At 55.9% G+C, this 20,454-nt stretch carries 22 protein-coding genes; 10 read left to right on the top strand and 12 right to left on the bottom strand.

Annotation, left to right across the window (positions count from 1 at the left end; genetic code table 11):
- Nucleotides 1-20: 20 nt before the first annotated feature.
- The 7 genes from mltG to fabD form a co-directional block, all read right to left on the bottom strand.
- A complete protein-coding gene (gene mltG / locus GOV89_RS06160) occupies nt 21-1,178 on the bottom strand; it encodes an endolytic transglycosylase MltG (protein WP_171237788.1) in 1,158 nt (385 codons plus the stop codon).
- Entirely contained in the window at nt 1,179-2,444 is a 1,266-nt protein-coding gene (gene fabF / locus GOV89_RS06165) for a beta-ketoacyl-ACP synthase II (RefSeq protein WP_171237789.1), read from the bottom strand. It lies immediately after the preceding gene.
- 194 nt (nt 2,445-2,638) lie between these two features.
- Nucleotides 2,639-3,382 (bottom strand): HisA/HisF-related TIM barrel protein, encoded by a 744-nt coding sequence (locus tag GOV89_RS06170; protein ID WP_171237790.1) that lies wholly within the window; start codon nt 3,380-3,382, stop codon nt 2,639-2,641.
- A 123-nt stretch (nt 3,383-3,505) separates the two neighbouring features.
- Nucleotides 3,506-4,045, bottom strand: a complete 540-nt coding sequence (locus tag GOV89_RS06175; RefSeq protein ID WP_171179607.1) for a GNAT family N-acetyltransferase — start codon at nt 4,043-4,045, stop codon at nt 3,506-3,508.
- Nucleotides 4,046-4,183: 138 nt separating this feature from the next.
- Nucleotides 4,184-4,417 carry an acyl carrier protein gene (locus tag GOV89_RS06180; protein ID WP_050602116.1) on the bottom strand — a complete coding sequence of 78 codons (234 nt, stop codon included), beginning with the start codon at nt 4,415-4,417 and terminating at the stop codon, nt 4,184-4,186.
- 208 nt (nt 4,418-4,625) lie between these two features.
- Nucleotides 4,626-5,363 (bottom strand): 3-oxoacyl-[acyl-carrier-protein] reductase, encoded by a 738-nt coding sequence (fabG, locus tag GOV89_RS06185; RefSeq protein ID WP_171234507.1) that lies wholly within the window; start codon nt 5,361-5,363, stop codon nt 4,626-4,628.
- 42 nt (nt 5,364-5,405) lie between these two features.
- On the bottom strand, nt 5,406-6,344 hold the full coding sequence (gene fabD / locus GOV89_RS06190) for an ACP S-malonyltransferase (protein WP_171237791.1): 939 nt from the start codon (nt 6,342-6,344) through the stop codon (nt 5,406-5,408).
- Between the two features lie 174 nt (nt 6,345-6,518).
- Here fabD and GOV89_RS06195 point away from each other — a divergent pair, with 174 nt between their 5' ends.
- The gene (locus GOV89_RS06195) at nt 6,519-7,739 is read left to right on the top strand and encodes a cytochrome b/b6 domain-containing protein (protein WP_171237792.1); all 1,221 of its coding nucleotides are present in this window, start codon (nt 6,519-6,521) and stop codon (nt 7,737-7,739) included.
- 91 nt (nt 7,740-7,830) lie between these two features.
- Here the strand turns inward: GOV89_RS06195 and GOV89_RS06200 are convergent, their stop codons facing one another.
- Together GOV89_RS06200 and GOV89_RS06205 are read right to left on the bottom strand one after the other, a co-directional pair.
- Entirely contained in the window at nt 7,831-8,403 is a 573-nt protein-coding gene (locus tag GOV89_RS06200; RefSeq protein ID WP_171234510.1) for a YceI family protein, read from the bottom strand.
- Nucleotides 8,404-8,528: 125 nt separating this feature from the next.
- Complete coding sequence (locus tag GOV89_RS06205; RefSeq protein WP_171237793.1) at nt 8,529-9,047, bottom strand: hypothetical protein; 519 nt, start codon at nt 9,045-9,047, stop codon at nt 8,529-8,531.
- Between the two features lie 283 nt (nt 9,048-9,330).
- On the opposite strand from GOV89_RS06205, the gene rpsF reads away from it, so the two are divergent.
- From rpsF to GOV89_RS06235, 6 genes are all read left to right on the top strand, one after another.
- Nucleotides 9,331-9,684, top strand: coding sequence for a 30S ribosomal protein S6 (gene rpsF, locus GOV89_RS06210; protein WP_171179594.1), 354 nt, complete (start codon nt 9,331-9,333; stop codon nt 9,682-9,684).
- 28 nt (nt 9,685-9,712) lie between these two features.
- Nucleotides 9,713-9,940 (top strand): 30S ribosomal protein S18, encoded by a 228-nt coding sequence (gene rpsR / locus GOV89_RS06215; protein ID WP_005608650.1) that lies wholly within the window; start codon nt 9,713-9,715, stop codon nt 9,938-9,940.
- Nucleotides 9,941-9,952: 12 nt separating this feature from the next.
- A complete protein-coding gene (rplI, locus tag GOV89_RS06220) occupies nt 9,953-10,573 on the top strand; it encodes a 50S ribosomal protein L9 (protein WP_171237794.1) in 621 nt (206 codons plus the stop codon).
- A 156-nt stretch (nt 10,574-10,729) separates the two neighbouring features.
- On the top strand, nt 10,730-11,212 hold the full coding sequence (locus GOV89_RS06225) for a transglycosylase SLT domain-containing protein (protein WP_371732260.1): 483 nt from the start codon (nt 10,730-10,732) through the stop codon (nt 11,210-11,212).
- A 238-nt stretch (nt 11,213-11,450) separates the two neighbouring features.
- Nucleotides 11,451-12,152, top strand: coding sequence for a LuxR family transcriptional regulator (locus GOV89_RS06230; RefSeq protein ID WP_171179589.1), 702 nt, complete (start codon nt 11,451-11,453; stop codon nt 12,150-12,152).
- Nucleotides 12,153-12,248: 96 nt separating this feature from the next.
- Complete coding sequence (locus tag GOV89_RS06235; protein ID WP_171237795.1) at nt 12,249-13,097, top strand: acyl-homoserine-lactone synthase; 849 nt, start codon at nt 12,249-12,251, stop codon at nt 13,095-13,097.
- A gap of 98 nt (nt 13,098-13,195) precedes the next feature.
- Here GOV89_RS06235 and tig read toward each other — a convergent pair whose 3' ends face one another.
- The 3 genes from tig to GOV89_RS06250 all read right to left on the bottom strand — a co-directional run bounded on the left by tig (nt 13,196) and on the right by GOV89_RS06250 (nt 17,750).
- Nucleotides 13,196-14,527, bottom strand: coding sequence for a trigger factor (gene tig, locus GOV89_RS06240; protein ID WP_171179584.1), 1,332 nt, complete (start codon nt 14,525-14,527; stop codon nt 13,196-13,198).
- Nucleotides 14,528-14,712: 185 nt separating this feature from the next.
- A complete protein-coding gene (locus GOV89_RS06245; RefSeq protein WP_171234512.1) occupies nt 14,713-15,837 on the bottom strand; it encodes a porin in 1,125 nt (374 codons plus the stop codon).
- Nucleotides 15,838-16,145: 308 nt separating this feature from the next.
- A complete protein-coding gene (locus GOV89_RS06250; protein ID WP_171237796.1) occupies nt 16,146-17,750 on the bottom strand; it encodes an NAD(P)H-hydrate dehydratase in 1,605 nt (534 codons plus the stop codon).
- A 169-nt stretch (nt 17,751-17,919) separates the two neighbouring features.
- Here GOV89_RS06250 and GOV89_RS06255 point away from each other — a divergent pair, with 169 nt between their 5' ends.
- The 3 genes from GOV89_RS06255 to GOV89_RS06265 all read left to right on the top strand — a co-directional run bounded on the left by GOV89_RS06255 (nt 17,920) and on the right by GOV89_RS06265 (nt 20,441).
- A complete protein-coding gene (locus GOV89_RS06255) occupies nt 17,920-18,258 on the top strand; it encodes a P-II family nitrogen regulator (RefSeq protein ID WP_171179579.1) in 339 nt (112 codons plus the stop codon).
- 33 nt (nt 18,259-18,291) lie between these two features.
- On the top strand, nt 18,292-19,698 hold the full coding sequence (gene glnA / locus GOV89_RS06260) for a type I glutamate--ammonia ligase (protein ID WP_171179577.1): 1,407 nt from the start codon (nt 18,292-18,294) through the stop codon (nt 19,696-19,698).
- A 107-nt stretch (nt 19,699-19,805) separates the two neighbouring features.
- Nucleotides 19,806-20,441 carry an MSMEG_1061 family FMN-dependent PPOX-type flavoprotein gene (locus GOV89_RS06265; protein ID WP_171237797.1) on the top strand — a complete coding sequence of 212 codons (636 nt, stop codon included), beginning with the start codon at nt 19,806-19,808 and terminating at the stop codon, nt 20,439-20,441.
- The last annotated feature ends 13 nt before the right edge of the window (nt 20,442-20,454 follow it).

The raw sequence follows: 20,454 nt of genomic DNA on the forward strand, positions 1-20,454 counted from the left end.
GAAAGCGTTTAAGGTTCGGATTAATTCCCCGAGTTCCGCTCGGCTTCAATCTCGCGCCACTTGGCTACGTTACGATTGTGCTCCTGCAACGTCTCTGCAAACGCATGACCACCGGTACCATCGGCCACAAAGAACACAAAGCTGGTGTCATCCGGCGCAACAGCAGCCTCAAGACTTGCCAAACCTGGGTTCGCAATCGGGGTCGGCGGCAACCCATCGATTTGATACGTGTTCCAGGGCGTTGGGCGATTCAACTCGCTGCGACGCAAACCGCGACCCAAAGTGCCCTGACCCTTGGTCACGCCGTAGATGACCGTCGGGTCCGTCTGCAACCGCATCCCTTGATTCAGGCGGTTCACGAACACGCTGGCTACTTGACCACGCTCTTCGGGAACTCCGGTTTCCTTTTCGATGATCGAAGCAAGGATCAGCATCTCTTCGGGGCTTTCCAGCGGCAAGCCATCCTGACGGTTTTCCCAGGCCGCATTGATCCGAAGCTGCTGTTTATCTTGCATGGCTTGCAGGACATCATTGCGGTCCTGACCGGCCACAATGTCATAGCTGTCTGGGGCCAACATCCCCTCGGCCGGAATCTCAGTCACTTCTCCGGCCAGCGCCTCGAAGGACTTCAACGCCTCAACCACCTGCCACGAGGTCACGCCTTCGGCCAACGACACACGATACCTGGTATCGGCCTCGTTGCGTTTTTCGGTATAGGTTTCTGGCGCCTCTTCCTCCAACGCATCGAAAGACGCGATTTCATCAAACTCCAACGTCGCGGGGTTCAGCTCGCGCACCCGTGTCTGGGCACGGTTCACGCCGATGCGGTATTCGATCTCGGATCCGCAGGTGCTGGCACCGCTGCTGGTAATCTCAGCGATGATCTGCTCCATCGACGCGCCTTCGCGCACCAGAAAGCTACCGGCTTTCAGCTGCTGCGCGCGGTCGGTGTAGTCCGCTGCCATCCGGAACAGCGTCGCATTGCTAATCGCGCCTTGCTCTTGCAGTTCCTGACTGACACGCGTCATGTTCGATCCGCTTCTGACTTGTAGGCAGATCGCGGTTTCCAGCGGGCCTTCCGCTTTGTATTGAGATTGCCCCCAAAGGATCAGTCCGCCCATCAGGAACAAGCCGACCACCAACATGGTCAGAGCATTCGAAGCAATGGCCCGCCACATTTAGCTGACCTTTCCAAAGATCACGCTGGCATTGGTACCGCCAAACCCGAACGAGTTTGACAGAGCCACGTTGATCTCACGCTCGCGCTTGGCATTCGGTGCCAGATCAATCGGTGTTTCGACCGCCGGGTTGTCCAAGTTGATCGTCGGCGGCGCAACCTGATCACGGATTGCCAGAATCGAGAAAATTGCCTCAATCGCGCCCGCAGCCCCCAGCAAGTGCCCAGTGGCTGACTTTGTCGATGTCATTGTGGCGTTTGACGCATGATCGCCCAGCAGGCGTTCCACAGCACCCAACTCAATCGTATCCGCCATGGTCGAGGTGCCATGCGCGTTGATATAGTCCAGATCTTTCGGCTCCAGCCCGGCACTGCGCAGCGCGGCCTTCATCGAACGTTCGGCCCCATCGCCATCCTCTGACGGCGCGGTGATGTGATACGCATCACCCGACATGCCATAACCCAGAACTTCGGCATAAATCTTGGCTCCACGTGCTTTTGCGTGTTCGTAGTCTTCCAACACCACGATGCCCGCACCCTCGCCCATGACGAACCCGTCGCGGTCGACGTCATAGGGACGGCTGGCTTTCTTCGGGTCGTCTGCATATTTCGTCGACAGCGCCTTACAGGCATTGAAACCTGCAATCCCGATCTCGCAGATGCAGCCTTCGCCGCCACCTGCAACCATGACGTCCGCATCACCCGCGCGGATAATACGGCTGGCATCGCCAATCGCATGGGCACCAGTCGAACATGCGGTCACAACAGAGTGGTTCGGCCCTTTGAAACCGTGGCGGATCGACACCTGACCCGAGGCCAGATTGATCAGAGCACCCGGAATAAAGAACGGTGACACCCGTCGCGGACCCTTGTCGCGGATCAGATTAGCGGTGTTGGCAATCGAGCCCAACCCGCCGATACCCGAACCAATCAGAACACCTGTTCGCAGACGGTCTTCCTCATCCTCCGGCAACCAGTTGGCGTCCTTGCAGGCCATTTCCGCGGCCGCAATCGAATACAGGATGAAGTCTTCGATCTTGCGCTGTTCTTTCGGCGGCATCCAATCGTCAGGATTGAACGTTCCGTTGGTACCATCCCCGCGCGGCACCTCGCAGGCATAGGTCGTCGTGACCCCGCTTGCCTCAGCGTCGAAATGCGTGATGGGGCCTGCGCCGGATTCCCCGTCCAGCAACCGCGACCATGTTTCCTCGACCCCGCTGGCCAAAGGAGTGACCAATCCAAGACCGGTTACAACGACTCTGCGCATGAAGTGCCTCTTGCCTGCTTCCTGTTATGAGAACCGCTCATACCCCGGCCCGGGGTCCGGGGGCAAGAGCAAGGGCGATTTCCGAACCGGCATCCAGCCGCCGATCACCCAGAGAAACGCGTATTTTAAGGAAAACACAGTACCCGCCCTTTCACGCGCGCAGCAGAAAGGGCGGGATGGTTTGTTTATTCGGCTTATTGGAACTGCGCCACTGGCTCATGTGCGGCCTTAGCCATCTCCAGAGCATCTGATAATTCCAGCGACTTGCGGAACAGCGCCCGCCCGACAATTGCGCCCGAAATGTTCGGGATATAGGCCAGACGGGATATATCGTCCGCCGTGCGCACGACTCCGCTTGCAATCACCGGGGTCCGGGAATGCCCGGCGATCCCGGAAATCAAACCAAGCTGCGCGTCTACATCTTCCATGTCGCTATCGATATCCGTGACGACAATCGCTGCAAACGGAACGCCCTCAAACGCGTCAATAAATGCCTCGGGTGTAAAGGCGCTCTGGTTACGCCAGCCATCCGTCATGACAAATCCCTGCCAGACGTCGACAGACAGCACGATCTGATCCGGATAGAGCTTGGCCAGTTCTTTGACCAGATTCGGCTCCAGCGCGGCCAACGTGCCGATAACGACACGCCCCACCCCTTTGTCGATCCAGTATTCGACCTGTTCACGTGTGCGCATACCGCCGGCCAGTTGCACGGGAATCTCTGCTCCTCGAATGATTTCCTCAATCAGCTGGGCGTTGGTGTCCTTGCCTTCAATCGCGTCGAAATCAGTCAGATGCATCCATTCGGCACCTGCCTCGGCCCAGCCCCGCGCGGTTTCAACCGGATTCACATGCCAGATCATCGCGTTATCCAGACGGCCTTTATCCAGCGTGACACACCGGCCGTTCTGCAGTTCCATCGTGGGGTAAATCCTCATGAGCTTGCTCCTCCGCTCAATCGCTCTGAAAATCCCCGGCAGCATAGATCACACATTCCAAACCCGATTTACCGGGATCGGCACAGTTTGGCCATTTTGCGGCATATAGGCGAACTGGCGGAATTACGCGCGGGCGGGTGGTCCGTTGCGCCGCAACAAATGCACCGGGGTTTCATTATATACCCCTTCACGGATCAGAACATAGCCCAGCTTTTTCGCGAGCTTCTGCGAAGACGTATTCGACGCGTTCACCATTGCAACCAAAGGTCCGGGAATCACCCGATCAAACCAATCATGGGCGGCCTTGGCCGCTTCATATCCCAACCCTTGGCCCTGAGCTTCGGGGGCTAGGATCCAACCGGCTTCGGGGAAACCGTCAAAATCCTCCCCCATACGTCGGTTGCCGTAGAAGAACCCTGCCTGCCCTATCAGCGTACGCGTTGACTGCTGCATTACGCCCCACTGGCCGAATCCGGCCATTTGCCAATGCCCAGCATTTCGCAGAAACGAATCCCACGCTTCGCCACGTGACCGTGGCGTCCCGCCAATATTCTGAACGACGCAAGGGTCACGCCAGATTTCGGCGAACCGCTCAAAATCCTCGGGGCGCATGGCGCAAAGCGTCAAACGCGCGGTATTTATCATTGGAGTGGATCTTATCATGCCCTGTCCACTTTGAGTTTTGCCTCAATGGAAACAGTGCGCAGTGGAAAATGACCACGCAAGACCGAAATTTGATCGGGCACAAAAAAACGGCGCCTCCGTTGCTCGGAAGCGCCGCTTTTGATCAGATAGAAACGCTTAGGACGCTTCGCTGATGAACTTAACCGCGTCGCCGAATGTTTGAATGGTTTCGGCTGCGTCATCGGGGATCTCGATGCCGAACTCTTCTTCGAAGGCCATAACCAGCTCAACAGTGTCCAGGCTGTCTGCGCCCAGATCGTCGATGAAGGACGCGTTTTCAACGACCTTATCTTCTTCAACACCCAGGTGCTCAACAACGATCTTCTTAACGCGATCTGCGACGTCGCTCATATCTATTCCTCATTCCTTTACAGGGCGGTCTGCCCGATTCTGCCCTTGCCCGCACGGGTTGGCTTTGATTTGCCCGTTTCGGGCGGTTTGGGTCCCGGGAAACCGGGAAAGTAGAAGGCCGACCTGAAAGACCGGCCCCGCATAGATGCGCCGCCTATAGCATAGTCGACGCAAGAGGCAAACGCTTTCGCGCTCGCCCCTGATGCGATCACAACATGACCATACCGCCGTTCACATGCAAGGTGCTTCCGGTGACATAGCCTGCTTCGGGGCTTGCGAGGTACAGAACCGCCGCAGCAATTTCTCTGGGATCGCCCATGCGGCCCGCCGGAACCTTGGTCAACAAACCCTTTTTCTGATCCTCGCTCAGCTTTTCTGTCATTGCCGTTGTGATGAAACCCGGCGCCACGGCATTTACGGTGATACCGCGCGTTGCAACTTCATGGGCCAAGGCCTTGGAAAAACCAATCATTCCGGCCTTTGAAGCGGCGTAGTTAGTTTGCCCCGGATTACCGATAGCCGCCACGATGGACGAGACATTCACGATGCGCCCCCATCGGGCCTTCATCATGCCCCGGATCACGCCTTTACACAGTTTCATGGTCGAGGTCATGTTCACGTCAATGACGCTCTGCCATTCCTCGTCTGACATACGCATAAACAGATTGTCGCGCGTTATACCGGCGTTGTTGACCAGAATGTCGACCGATCCCATCACCTCGGCCGCTTGCTTCGGCAGCGCCTCCACAGCTTCGGGATCACTCAGATTACAAGGCAGTACATGTGCACGCTCGCCAAGCTCATCAGCAAGGGCTTGCAGCGGTTCGACCCGTGTACCGGACAACCCAACCGTTGCACCCGCGCCGTGCAGTGCACGTGCAATGTCGCCACCGATGCCCCCTGACGCACCAGTGATCAGTGCGTTTTTACCTGTCAAATCAAACATACAGTTTCCCTCTTGGTGCGTCGGCAAAGACGCGCATTCAGCTTACGATTCGGCCTGAAGGGCCTTATGAACATCTTCCGGCGCACCCACAGCTTTGCCGGCGATGGCACGGTCGATTTTACGGATCATTCCAGAGAGTGCTTTACCGGCGCCAATCTCCCATGTCTCAGTCACACCCTGCGCAGCCATGTACTGCACGCTTTCGCGCCAGCGCACCGAGCCCGTCACTTGTTCGACAAGCAACTGACGGATCAAATCAGGGTCACTGACCGCCTCAGCGCGTACATTGGCGACCAACGGCACTGCAGGTGCCTTAATTTCGACTGCAGCAAGGGCTTCCGCCATTACATCTGCAGCAGGTTGCATCAGCGCACAGTGAAATGGAGCACTTACAGGCAACATAACTGCACGTTTAGCCCCTTTTTCTTTGGCGATCTCAGCTGCACGCTCAACGGCGGCTTTTGAACCGGACACAACAACCTGGGTTGGGTCGTTGTCATTGGCCGCCTGACATACCTCGCCCTGCGCGGCCTCTTCGGCAACGGCGCGAACCGCTTCAAGGTCCAACCCGAGAACAGCGGCCATGGCTCCCTCGCCTACGGGCACGGCGCTTTGCATGGCTTGCCCGCGCGTGCGCAACAGGCGCGCGGTGTCGGCAACCGACAACGCTCCAGCAGCGGCCAAAGCGGAATATTCACCAAGCGAGTGCCCCGCCACAAAAGCGGTCTTGCTGATTGAAACACCCTCGGCCTCCAAGGCACGCATTGCGGCCATTGACGTTGCCATTAACGCGGGTTGCGCATTCTGTGTCAGCGTCAACTCAGCGATATCGCCATCCCAGATCAGGCTGCTCAGTTTCTCACCCAGAGCGTCGTCCACCTCATCAAAGATGGCTTGCGCCGCCGGGTAAGCCTCGGCCAGCGCTTTGCCCATACCGATTGTCTGGGCGCCCTGCCCCGGAAAAACGAACGCGAGTGTCATTGCAACCTCATGCATGCTGTTAGGTTGCGGCGGGGTGTAAACTGACTGCTCGTCTGGCACAAGCGCTGCCTGCGTTCTGCATTCTGGCACTGTTGCTGTGCGCCCGCGCTTACTTGTGTCTCATTCTGTCAGCTTTACGTTGGACAAGATCAAGAATCTCGGAGTCCACGACCCATGGCCGCGACCAATTCCTTTTCCAGCTACGGAAGCGTTGCAAAGACGTTTCACTGGCTCACAGCCCTGCTGATCCTGACGGCCTTGCCGCTCGGCTGGGTCGCAGACAACCTTGCATATGCGGTTCTTCACGCAGACACCGCACCAACCGAAGCCGAGATCGCCCGCGCAGCGCGCGTCTTTTCGCTGCACAAAACAGTCGGGATCGCAGTGTTCTTCGTCGCATTGGCGCGTATCCTGTGGGCCCTCACCCAAACAAAGCCCGGCCTTTTGAATGCCGAAAACAAGCCCGAGGCCTTCGCCGCAGAGACCGTTCACTGGCTTCTTTATGGATCCTTGGTTCTTGTTCCTCTCAGCGGGTGGGTTCACCACGCCGCAACAGAAGGCTTTGCTCCGATCCTATGGCCTTTTGGGCAAAACTTGCCCTTTGTTCCCAAGTCCGACGTACTGGCCGAGGTTACAGGCGTGCTTCATTGGCTGTTCATGTGGGTTTTGGTCGGTTCTCTGATTCTGCACATCGCTGGCGCGTTGAAACACCATGTCGTCGATAAAGACAGCACGTTGCGCAGAATGCTGCCAGGACGTTCGGATGCGCCTGAACCCCCGCGACAACACCATTCTCTCGTTCCCGCAGTTGCCGCTTTGGCGGTCTGGGCTATGGTTTTGACGGGCGGTTGGGTCACGGGTGAATTCGCTCGGGAAGCTGGAGACGCCGACATCGAACTGGCCGAGGTTCAATCGGACTGGCAAGTTCAGACAGGCACTCTGTCGATTACGATCTCGCAACTGGGCAGCCCCGTCACCGGTTCCTTTACAGACTGGACGGCGGCCATCACATTCGACGACCCGGCGCAAGTCGGACCTGCGGGATCAGTGGACGTCACCATTGCCATTGGCTCGCTCAATCTTGGTACAGTTACCGAGCAGGCCATGGGTGCCGATTTCTTCAATACGGCGCAATTCCCCACTGCTCAATTCACTGCTGACCTCTTCAGGACCGAAACCGGGTTTGAAGCTCGCGGCCCCCTGACAATTCGCGACAAAACGATTGATATCGTGCTGCCCTTCTCGCTGGATGTTGAGGGTGAAACAGCCGTAATGTCTGGCTCGGTTGATTTGAACCGCTTGGAATTTGATGTCGGCACGTCACAGCCCACCGAGGAATCCCTGGGTTTTGCCGTCTCTGTTTCCGTCGACCTTACAGCTACCCGCGCGGAATGATCCTAGGGCTATCCACGCGGAATAAGGACGGTTCAACAAAAAACCGCCGGTGAAATGCTCACCGGCGGCTTCGTCTTTAGCAATGTGGGCTTTAGTCGGCCTTTTGGGCCTCTATCGAGATTTGAACCTGAACTTCGTCACCGACAAACGGTGCAAACTGACCCAGATCGAAATCGCTGCGAACCAAAGTTGTCGTTGCGTTGAAGCCGGCCCAAGGCTTGTTGGCCATCGGGTGGCTGTCCGCTTTGTTCAGCTTGGCGTCCAGAACAACGGATTTGGTGACGCCATTCATGGTCAAATCGCCGGTGATGTTGGCGGTGTCGTCGCCCGTCACCTCGATACCGGTCGAAGTGAAAGTGATCAGATCGCCCTCGGCAGCGCCGAAGAAATCCTCGGTCATAAAGTGATCTTCGCGCGGCTTCCAGCCGGTGAACATCTCCATGACTGGCATCGAAACGCTGACGCTGGACGCCGCAGGGTTTTCCTGATCAAACATGATCTCGCCCTCAAAGCCCGAGAACATGCCATAGGTGGTCGAAAACCCAAGGTGGTCATAGCTGAAAAGAACCTGGCTGTGGCTGGGGTCCAGCACGTATTTCTCAGCGCTGGCAAACGAAGCAGTCGCCGAAACGGCCAAAGCAGCAGCAAGAAGGGTGGATTTCATAACAATCTCCGCGTTTTTGTGAATGCAAGCCGATGGGGTTGCTCAAAAACAAGATGTGCCGCCCTAGGGCGGCACACAACCTCTGTTGGCTAACAATTTCTGTTCCTTTTTGAACAGAATAAATATCAGCCGAAAATTGTTACGCTTTTGCTCAGCTGTCCTTTCAGGGCTCGGCTGACATCCGCCGATTCAAGCGGCAGCTTCATCAACAAGCTTCCGTCCACGTCAAACAGATGAACTTCATTCTCTTCAAAACGCGCACCACCCAAAGAGTCATAGCTGCGGCGCAAAACAGTCTGCGGACGCCCGTCCTCGTTCTTCTGCAGCACTCGTACTTCGCGGCGAATTGGGTCGAAATAGGCATCAGGACGAGGATCAAGAACCTCGATTGTCAGCAGGCTGACACCAACGATCAAAAACAGCATCGAAGCGGCCATCTTGATGGGCCAGACTTCAGCCCCAATGACGGACCCCGGCATCAGCCACATGGAAAACGCCGATACGATCAGAAAAGCGCCAACCATCCGCGCCAGGATCAAACGCGCCTTCCAATTCGGCGCGAAAGTGATCAGTACCGGGACCGAGTGCTCAAAACGCGATCCCGCCGCATCTTCCCGGTATGTGTTTGTGTTCATCGCGGTCATAACATTTCACCTTTTGTCAGGTTACTGTCGAATAAAAATTGGCTCCGGGTATCGTCCGGTATGCAAAACAACTTTGAGCCGAAAAGCGTCAGCAATTGGGCACCCCAAAGGAAATTGGGCGGCGTCTCAAAGGCATATGTGGCAGGGCTTGCCCCGCCCGCTCAAACGTGTATACGGGGCCATCCTTCGCAGTCATATGAATCGCGCAGCCTCTCGTGGCAGGGTCGCGAAGGACCAGATGGCCCCGCCTATGAAATGCGCCTTGATATAAACAGGAGTGCACATGCCACTGTATGAGCATGTAATGATCGCGCGTCAGGACCTGTCCAACGCGCAGGCGGAAAGCCTCGTCGAACACTTTGGCACCGTACTGGCCGACAATGGCGGCAGCCTCGTCGACAGCGAGTACTGGGGCGTCAAGACGATGGCCTACAAGATCAACAAAAACCGCAAAGGCCACTATGCCTTCCTGAAGACCGATGCCCCCTCGGGTGCGGTTCAGGAAATGGAACGCCTGATGCGCCTGCATGACGATGTCATGCGTGTTCTGACCATCAAGGTCGACGGCCACGAAGACGGCCCGTCGATTCAGATGCAGAAGCGTGACGAACGTGGCGACCGCCGCGAGCGTCGTTGATCACCGCCTGAGGAAAGGACACTAAACCATGGCCGCAAAACCATTTTTCCGCCGTCGTAAGGTCTGCCCGTTCTCGGGTGAGAACGCGCCGAAAATCGACTACAAGGACACCCGTCTGCTGCAGCGCTACATCTCTGAGCGTGGCAAGATTGTTCCTTCGCGCATCACCGCCGTTTCGGCGAAAAAGCAGCGTGAACTGGCCCGTGCTATCAAACGCGCCCGCTTCCTCGCCCTGCTGCCCTACGCCGTGAAGTAAGGAGACACTGACATGCAAGTTATCCTGCTGGAACGCGTTGCGAAACTGGGTCAGATGGGCGACGTCGTTGACGTCAAGCCCGGCTATGCCCGCAACTTCCTGCTGCCCCAAGGCAAAGCGCTGAGCGCGTCCGATGCGAACATCGCCTCGTTCGAAGCCCAGAAAGCGCAGCTGGAAGCCCGCAACCTGGAAACCAAGAAAGAAGCTGAAGCACTGGCTGAAAAGCTGGACGGTCAGCAGTTCATCGTGATTCGCTCGGCATCCGATGCTGGCGCTCTGTACGGCTCTGTCACCCCGCGTGACGCGGCAGACGCTGCGACTGAGGCCGGTTTCACCGTCGACAAGAAACAGGTCGTCCTGCTTGCTCCGATCAAGGAACTGGGTCTGCACACCGTTGGTGTTCGTCTCCACCCCGAGGTCGAAGTCGCGATCAAGATGAACGTTGCTCGTTCGGAAGAAGAAGCTGAACTTCAGGCATCGGGTAAATCGATCCAGGAACTGGCTGCTGAAGAAGAAGCCGCTGCTGAATTCGAAATCGCCGAACTGTTCGACGACATCGGCTCGGCTGCGTCAGATGATGATGACCTGGTTGCCGAAGTCCCTCCTGCTGAGGAAGACGAAGCGAAAGCCTGATCAGGTTTCGAACCTACCAATCCAAAGGCCGCGCAATTTGTGCGGCCTTTTTTGGGCGCCGCAGTCACACCAGCAAATTTCGGCCCAAATTGATCGCTAGTGTTGCGACCGGACAAACGTTCCATATCATAGCGCCCTATTGACCGGAGATTCATGATGCCTGTTTACCCTCGCCGCAGCATTCTTGCTCTTTTGTTCGCAACGCCACTGCTTGCCTGTGGTGGCGGAGAAGTCTCCAAAGCGGACACGTCCCTATACAACCCACCGCTATATCCAAACGAAACCCCTGAACTCAGAGCGTCGATCAACAAATGGGCAGACCATTACGAGCTGCCCCGTGAGCTTGTGCATAAACTGGCCATCCGCGAAAGCACACACCGCCCATGGGCAGTGAACCGCCCATATTATGGGCTATTGCAGATCCTCCCAGCCACAGCACGGTCCATGGGATACAAAGGCAATGCCGAAGGATTGCTGGACGCGGATACCAACCTAGAATTCGCAGGCAAATACCTGCGCGGGGCATGGTTGCTGTCTGATGGAGACCAGCAACGCGCGATCTTTCTGTATGCCAAAGGGTATTGGCCCGAGGCCAAAGCTCGCGGATTGCTGGTAGAAACTGGATTGAAATCGCAGTAGCAGTCTGCACAATCTAGCGATTAACTATGGACATTCGACGCGAATTCACGTCAAATCCCCCGCAATATCACCATATTCAGCCGCATTCGAGGTTTAATGTTGCGCAAAACACGCACCAAACTGCGAGATATGAACACTTCCCTTGCGCTTTGCGCATCGGTTGACGCAACGTAGCGTTGAATACGGACAAACTTGGCACTTCTTGAGGGATGGGAAGGGCTAAACAAAGGTTGGACAGGTGAAACTGATAGACTTGGCCGCGCTTGACCACGAGGAAAAGTCGACCGCAGACGTTATAAATTCTGTCTGCGAGGAGCTTGGATTCGACTACGCGTCCTATGCCACGATGAACCCTGTCAAAGGGGATGTGCAAGGATATGCAAACTATCCTGACGAGTGGAAGATTCATTATGGCAGCCACGGGTATCACCATTTCGATCCCACAATCTATCAATCCGTTCTAAGCATCGCCCCGGTCGATTGGAGCCGCTTTAATCAGGACGAAAACTTCAACGCTGTTTTTCGCGACGCGCATGACTTTGGCATTACCCCACGCGGGTTGACTGTCCCTGTTCGTGGTCCTTATGGCGAGTGCGGGATTCTCAGCGTGACACGCGATTGTTCAGACGGTGAGTGGGAAAAGCTGAAAAAGCATGTTATGGGCGATCTGCAAATGGCGGCTGTGCATGCTCATGACATGGTTATGCAGTCTGGCGTTCTGGCCAAAGCGCTTTACCTCCCTGCCCTGTCCACGCGCGAAAAAGAGATTTTGCAATGGGTTGCCGAAGGCAAATCCCAACAAGATGTCGGCGATATTTTGTCTATCTCGCACCGAACGGTTGAGGTTCACATGCGGTCGGGTCGGGAAAAACTGGGCGCGCTGACCACTCCCCAAGCCATCGGACGGGCAATAGGTCTGGGCTTAATAGCACCGGGTTAAGTAAAAAATCGCAAAAATACGGGAAATCCCCAATAGTCCCCGATCACAATATGGTTAAATGTTGTGTCACGGTAACCAGACTGCAGGGGGATGGAAATGATCATCGTAATTGATGGTATCAACCAACATAAATTCAAAGACGTCCTGGACGATATGTTCAAGCTTCGGGCTCGTGTGTTCGGGGATCGTTTGGGCTGGGAAGTTAATATCGTGGACGGTCGCGAGCGCGACATGTTCGACGACCTAAATCCTGCGTATGTGGTCAGCATCGACGACGAGGGGGAAGTCGTCGGTTGTATGCGCCTGTTGCAGACAACTGGTCCACACATGTTGTCGGACGTATTCAACTCGATCTTGGACGGAGAGCCACCACTCCGCAGTTCGCAGGTTTGGGAAGCAACCCGTTTCTGCGTCGACACCAAGAAACTGGGCCGCGGCCGCGGCAAAAACTCTGTGTCCTATGTCACCAGCGAGGTCATGATCGGATCGTTCGAATATGCAAAAACCGCTGGCGTGCTGGATTCGATCGCCGTCATCGACCCGGTCATGAACCGCGTTCTCCAGCGATCAGGAAACGCTCCATATGACTACCTTGGCTCAGCCAAACCTATGGGTAAAGTGGTGGCAATGGCAGCTCTGATGGATTGCTCAGACGAGCGTATTTCGGGCATCCGCGACTATGCTGGCATCGATCACGATGTCTTTATGTCCGATGAACAGGCGCTGGAACTGTTTGCTCAGGGCAAAACTGAAGCGCCAGCCAACACCAACCACCAACCGCTCACCGATCTTGAGAAGTATTTTGTGGAACAGATGAACGCCGCAAAAACCGAAGCTGAGCGGCAGGATGTCCTTAAGCTGATAGAGACGCTGATGGACACGTTCACCCCAGAGCAGAGAACCGCTCTGTTAGAAACCCCCCGCGCTTTTGCTCATGAGGCCTGACCCCCTCACCTCATAGATACAAAAGCCACCCATGCGGAGCCGTCTGATCAACAGGCGGCTCCGTTGCTTTGTGCCCATTGGGAATGGGCGGAAGAGGATTACTCCTCTTCCAGAGCCTCTACGGCTTTTTGCAGATCGTCTTTGCTCACGTCCTTTTCGCTGACCTGAGCCAGCTCGAACACATAGTCGACAACCTTGTCTTCAAAGATCGGCGCACGCATTTGCTGCTGCATCTGAGCGTTCTGCTGAACGAACTCAAAGAACTGACGCTCTTGACCCGGGTACTGACGCGCCTGGTTCATGATCGCCTGTGTCATTTCCGCGTCGGTCACTTCAACCTCGGCCTTCTGGCCCAACTCGGCCAGCAGCAGACCGAGACGTACACGGCGCTCTGCAAGCTTGGTGTGCTCTTCCGTGGGCTCCACTTCGCCGTGGTCATGGCCTTCCACGTCCGGGTTTTCCTCGTGGAACAGCTGGTGCGCGATCTGCTTGGCTTCGGCTTCCACCAGCGACGGCGGCAGGTCGAACGAGACTTTCTCGTCCAGCACATCCAGCAGAGTGCGCTTCATGACCGCACGCGATGCACCGGCGTATTCTGCTTCCAGACGTTCGGAAATCTGCGCTTTCAGGGCGTCCAGATCTTCGGCGCCGAATTTCATGGCCAGTTCGTCGTTTACTTCTGCGGCCACCGGCTCCTTCACTTCTTTGATGGTGCAAGTGAAAACGGCATCTTTTCCAGCCAGGTGCTCGGCACCGTATTCTTCGGGGAAAGTGACGTTGACGTCCTTTTCTTCTTCAGCCTTCACACCAACCAACTGCTCTTCAAAGCCAGGGATGAAGCTGTTCGAGCCCAGAACCAAAGGATAATCTTCGGCCGATCCACCCTCGAACTCTTCGCCGTCAACCTTGCCGACAAAGTCGAATACGATCTGATCGCCATCTTTGGCTTTCGAACCTTTGCGACGCGCTTTGAAATCCTGCGCAGTTTCGGCCAGGTTGTTCAGTGCTTCTTCCACAGCAGCATCGTCAGCTTTGACAACCAGCTTCTCAAGCTCGACCGACTTCAGGTCAACCTCGGGAATTGCAGGCAGTGCCTCATAAGACATCGCCACTTCAACGTCGTCGCCTTCTTTCCAATCCTCGTTGGTCATCTTGACCTCGGGCTGCAGCGCAGGGCGGTCACCGCTGTCTTCAAAGTGCTGGTTCATCGCACCGTCGATGCTTTCCTGCATCGCTTCACCCAGCAGGCGCTGGCCAAACTGCTTCTTAAGCAGCGCCATCGGCACCTTGCCCTTGCGGAAACCTTTCATTTCGATTTCCGGCTGCGCTTCGGTCAGCTTTTCATTGACCTTGTCGTCCAGCTCGGCTGCGGTCACAACGATGTTGTAGCCACGTTTCAGACCTTCGTTCAGCGTCTCGGTAACCTGCATTATGGTAGTCCCCATAGGATTCGGGGCGCGCAAAAAGGGCGCGCCGGGCAAATTTGACGCCTTCTATTTGGCCAGCAGCTTACGTGCAAGGGGCAAAGGCGGAATCCAACAGCATTTGATCGCCTAAACCGCAAAAAAGAACGCCCCGGAAACCGGGGCGTTTACGTTTGGCGCTGTCACGTCGATCAGAACTTCCAACGCGCACCCAGAACCCAGGCTTCGTTGTTGTCAAAGGATGATCCGTCATCAAAGTCGTGGTTGCGGTATTTCAGGTAAACGTCTGTATCGATCGCGTCGACTTTCTGAACCACCGCGATACCCCAGGCCTTGGTGTCCGACCCGTTGCTGTCGAAATCCGAACCGTCATAGTAATCAATACCGACACCCGTCTTTCCCCATGAAATCCAGTTTCCTTCGTACGAAATTTTGCCGTACCAGTAATTCGGATCCGTTGCACCAGCCTGATCATCGTCACGCGTACCACCCGCGATCGTAAATCCCAGACCGCTCGGCAGCAGAACCGACGCAGAGCCTATCGTGTCTTTGCTATCCCCGGAATTGTCATCCCGATCTCTCACCGCATAAGCAATGGCTGCTGCGAATTTCACACCACCGGCAAAGGTGTTTTCATAGAACAGGCCAATGTCGTAATAGTCATCATCGTCGCTGCTGGACAGGATATTCTGACCGTACGCAAAACCAGCCGAAAACCCATTCAACGATGGCGTATCATACCGCACACGCCCACGGCGCCCGCCGTCAAAGTTGCTTGCGCTGTCTCCGACAGTAATTCCGCTCAGCAAACCGGTCGTATCGCGATAAAAGAAGCCTGCGTTTTCATCATTGGTAAACGAATAAAGCGCAGTTCCGACATAAGACAGATCGACCTCAGCGGCACCATCAGCGACCATACTGCCCTGACCGGCTGAGAACTTGCCATAGCCGCCCTTGAGCGAGAAATCCACGTGGCGAATGTCTTCGCGATTCCAGCCATCAGCGTTGGTTCCAAATTGATCGGCCGACGCGGACCCCGGCAAACCAAGACCCGTTTCAAACCAAAACTGGAACTCATTGCTGCCATATGGCTGCATCAGGCGCAGGCCCACGCGGCTGTTCGACAAATCGTTGTCCAAAACGCGGGTCTCGGTATCTTGTCCGTCATCGACCGAGATCAGCGCAGGGTGCAGTTGCCCGTACAGCAGAACATAACCACCAGTGTTGTTTTCATATTTCAGTTCTGCCGCAGCCGGGATGACCGTCGTCGCTGTCAACGTGGCGGCAACGGATAGGGTTTTGAATTTAAAAGTCATTTCACTCACCATGAATGGTTCGGGTCTTTCACCCCGTCTAATTGATTACCGAGCATCGACGTTCCAGATAACAGCGCGCTGTTTTGTAAAGGAATTGCAAATTCGCAACACTGGGCACAGCGGTCGTGAAAGTTTTACAATGTATTTCATTAACTTAAACACATCACCGCCAATCCGTTTCGGAGGTGCTCAGAAAAACTGTGCCGTCCGAATGTGTGTCTGGCAAACACTCGCTCTGTAATCATACAGACGCGATCGGCGGAATTTTGCCGGTTTTGTGTGGATTGAGCCATTCCCCGCCAACACACTCAAATATTCATCTTTCTAAACACTTCGGGCAGTTGCTCTGGAATATCTTCGGCGATCAAACCGGGCCCGAATTGGCGCGCGCATTCCACATGCAGCCACGCCGCCGTATCGGCTGCTTGCATCGGTGCAAACCCACGAGCCAGCAAACCCGTGATGAAACCCGCCAACACGTCGCCGGACCCAGCGGTTGCCAGCCAAGGGGCCGCCCTTTCGTAACACGCCGCATTGATCGAGCATTGTCCATCTGGTGACGCAATCACCGTATCCTGCCCTTTGAAGAGAACCACACACCCCGCCCGTTTCGCCGCGGCCCGCGTAGCGTCAACCTTGGAATAAGCCGGGCCTTTGGTTGGCACCGCATTCAGCTTCTCTGCAATGTCCGGGAAAAGCCTCGCAAACTCTCCACCATGCGGTGTCAGAACGCATTTCTCGTGAATCTGCTCAAATAAGACGCCCGGATCGTCTGCAAAAGCTGACAAGGCATCGGCATCCAACACTGTCGCCCGTCTCGCCGCCAAAGCCACAGAAACCAACGTACGAGCTCGCTGCAATCCAAGCGCTGGCCCCAGACAAAGCGCATTCAGGCGCGTGTCGCTCAGGACCTCAGCCAAACTCTCCGCCCCCTCAACCCGTTGCATCATCAAAGCCGTGATCTGACTGGCCACTTCCATCTGTGCCGAGGGCGGTACCCCCAATGTTACCAACCCGGCCCCAATTCGTAGCGCCCCCCGCGCCGCTAACCGCGCCGCGCCTGTTTTTCCGGAACCGCCCGAAAGGATTAGGGCGTGACCGTGGGTGTATTTGTGATCAGAGACATCTTTCGCGACCAAAACATCCTGTGAAGACATCAAGCGTACGACTCGGTCGAGCTCAGAATGAGCAAGACCGATGGACTTGTTTCTGACATTGCCGCACTTCAACGGTCCATCGGCCACCACATGCCCAATCTTTCTTGCATGGAAGGTGACCGTCAGATCGGCTTCAATCGCATTCCCGATCACATGACCGCTGTCTGCACACAGACCACTTGGGGTGTCGATCGAGACGATGCGCGCGCCCTTCTTTCGAACTAGAGATCTTGTTTCTTCGAGAGCCAAGAGAGCAAACACGCCGCTAAAGGGACGCGTCAACCCGGTTCCGAACAGCCCATCAACAATCAGGTCAAATCTGTCGGGAAAGCGCAAATAATCGTCATGAAACGGCGCAGGATCGATCACCCTGGAATGCGTTTCGCCAAGCTTGGCCCACCGCTCATAATTCACCCGCGCATCCGGAGGCAGCTTTTCTGGTTCCCCATACAGAAAAACCTCAACCTCCCATCCTAACTCTCGCAGAAGACGCGCAACAACAAACCCGTCGCCACCATTGTTCCCAGGCCCGCACAAAACCACCGCGCGCCAGGGATCCCCTTCATCTGGCCCCAAATACCTCGGGGAGCTCGAGGGGCTGGCCCCTCGATCCCGCAACTCCGGCCATTCCTCGAAGATCGCGTCGACAACGCCCAGCCCGGCCAGTTCCATCAGTTCCAGACCTGTCACTTTACCGGACTCGATGGCGGCCCGCTCAATCGCCCGCATTTGGGCCGCTGTCAGCAACTCTGTCATCTCAATCCTTTCCGCGATTCAATTTCGATTACTTTTTGTGCAACATGCCCAAAATCTCACCCAGCCTCGAAATTCGCCCTGCCCGCCGCACAACAATTCCGCAATCACATTGCCGCCTGATCTTAGACGTGATCACTGCGGGTCTGACAACCATGCGAGGTGAGCCGGGATGAAAAAGATCGAAGCGATCATCAAGCCGTTCAAACTGGACGAAGTGAAAGAGGCATTACAGGACGTCGGCGTCCAGGGCCTCAGCGTGATCGAAGTCAAAGGCTTCGGCCGCCAGAAAGGACACACGGAACTCTACCGTGGCGCAGAATATGTCGTCGACTTTCTGCCCAAGGTGAAGGTCGAGGTCGTGTTGGACGATGATCAGGTCGATGCCGCCATCGAAGCCATCGTTTCGGCCGCAAAAACCGACAAAATCGGTGATGGCAAAATTTTTGTCTCACCAATTGAACAAGCCATCCGTATCCGTACCGGCGAGACCGGTTCGGACGCGCTGTAAAACTCAAATCTTCAAGTCAGAGGAAACAAGAGAATGAGCAAGGACGCAGTTCTTCAGCTGATCAAGGAAGAAGACGCAGAATACGTCGACATCCGCTTCACCGACCCGCGCGGTAAGCTTCAGCACGTGACGATCATGGCCGATCAGGTCGACGAGGACTTCTTGGAAGAAGGCTTTATGTTCGACGGTTCGTCCATCGCGGGATGGAAATCGATCGAAGCTTCGGACATGAAACTGATGCCCGACACAGGCAGCGCCTATGTCGATCCGTTCTACGCGGAAAAGACCATCTGCCTGCACTGCTCGGTTGTTGAACCCGACACTGGCGAAGCATACGAGCGTGACCCGCGCGGTACTGCTCAGAAAGCCGAAGCTTACCTGAAAGCATCCGGCATCGGCGACGTTGCCTATATGGGTCCGGAAGCCGAGTTCTTCCTGTTCGACGATGTTCGTTTCTCGAACAGTATCAACAAAGTATCCTACGAAGTTGATGCGACCGACGCGTCGTGGAACACCGACACCGAGTACGAGATGGGCAACATGGGCCACCGTCCGGGCGTCAAGGGTGGCTACTTCCCGGTGAACCCGGTTGACGAAGCGCAGGATCTGCGTTCGGAAATGCTGTCGACCATGAAGCGTCTAGGCATGAAGGTCGACAAGCACCACCACGAGGTTGCCTCGTGCCAGCACGAACTGGGCCTGATCTTCGACAGCCTGACCAAACAAGCGGACGAGCTGCAGAAGTACAAATACGTTATCCACAACGTTGCGCATGCTTACGGCAAATCGGCGACCTTCATGCCGAAGCCGATCGCGGGTGACAACGGCACTGGTATGCACGTGAACATGTCGATCTGGAAAGACGGCAAGCCGTTGTTCGCAGGTGACAAATACGCCGACCTGTCAGACGAAGCACTCTACTTCATCGGCGGCATCCTGAAGCACGCCAAGACCCTGAACGCCTTCACCAACCCGGCGACCAACAGCTACAAGCGTCTGATCCCCGGCTTCGAAGCGCCCGTTCTGCGCGCCTACTCGGCCCGTAACCGTTCGGGTTGTGTCCGTATTCCATGGACCGAAAGCCCCAAAGCCAAGCGCGTTGAGGCCCGCTTCCCGGATCCGGCTGCGAACCCCTATCTGGCGTTTGCCGCACTGCTGATGGCTGGTCTGGACGGCATCAAGAACAAGATCGATCCGGGCGAAGCCATGGACAAGAACCTGTACGATCTGCCTGCCGAAGAACTGGCCGATATTCCGACCGTTTGCGGCAGCCTGCGCGAAGCTCTGGAAGCTCTGGCATCTGATCACGACTTCCTGCTGCAGGGCGACGTTTTCACCAAAGACCAGATCGACGGCTATATCGCACTGAAGATGGAAGAGGTCGAAACCTACGAGCACACCCCGCACCCGGTTGAATACGGCATGTATTACAGCTGCTAAGCTGGGCTTGGGTTTAAATCTGCAGGGGCGTCCAATCGGGCGCCCTTGTTTCGTTAGTGCTGATCTTTCACACTTCTGCCCATCGATCCCAATGCAGGAGAGATCGCATGAACGCTTTTTCAAAGTTTTCCAACATTGTGACCACGGCAGAGGACCTTGAGCGTATCACAGGCTCCCCTCTGCCTCAGATCCTCGCCAAAGAACTGAACGCGCTGGACCGGATGTGCCGCGACTTCATCGCAACGTCACCGTTCTGCTTGATCGCCTCGGCCAACCCTGACGGATACCTGGACATCTCACCAAGGGGGGACCCGGCTGGTTTTGTTCAGGTAGTGTCTGACACACTGATCGCCATCCCGGACAGGCCGGGCAACAAACGGGTGGATACCTTTCACAACGTTCTAAAGGACCCGCGTGTCAGCGTGATCTTCTTTGTGCCTGGCAAGATGGAGACACTCAGACTTAGGGGCGAGGCCCGGATCTGCGCAGACCCTCACCTGCTGGCAGAAATGGCTGTAGGTGGCCACCCCCCAAAACTGGCGCTGCTGATTCATGTTGAAACCGCTTTTGCGCATTGCCCCAAATGCGTTATCCGCGCGAACCTTTGGCAACCAGAGGATTGGCCAGATGCGTCCAACCTGCCAAACATGAACGCCATGATGGTAAAACATGCCCGCATCAAGGCCACCCCGGATGAATGGTTTGAGACGCTAAAGGAAAAAGGAGAGCTAGATCTCTACTAGCTTCTTTTCCGAT

The sequence above is a fragment of the Ruegeria sp. HKCCA5763 genome, from assembly GCF_013034545.1.
Taxonomy (GTDB): domain Bacteria; phylum Pseudomonadota; class Alphaproteobacteria; order Rhodobacterales; family Rhodobacteraceae; genus Ruegeria.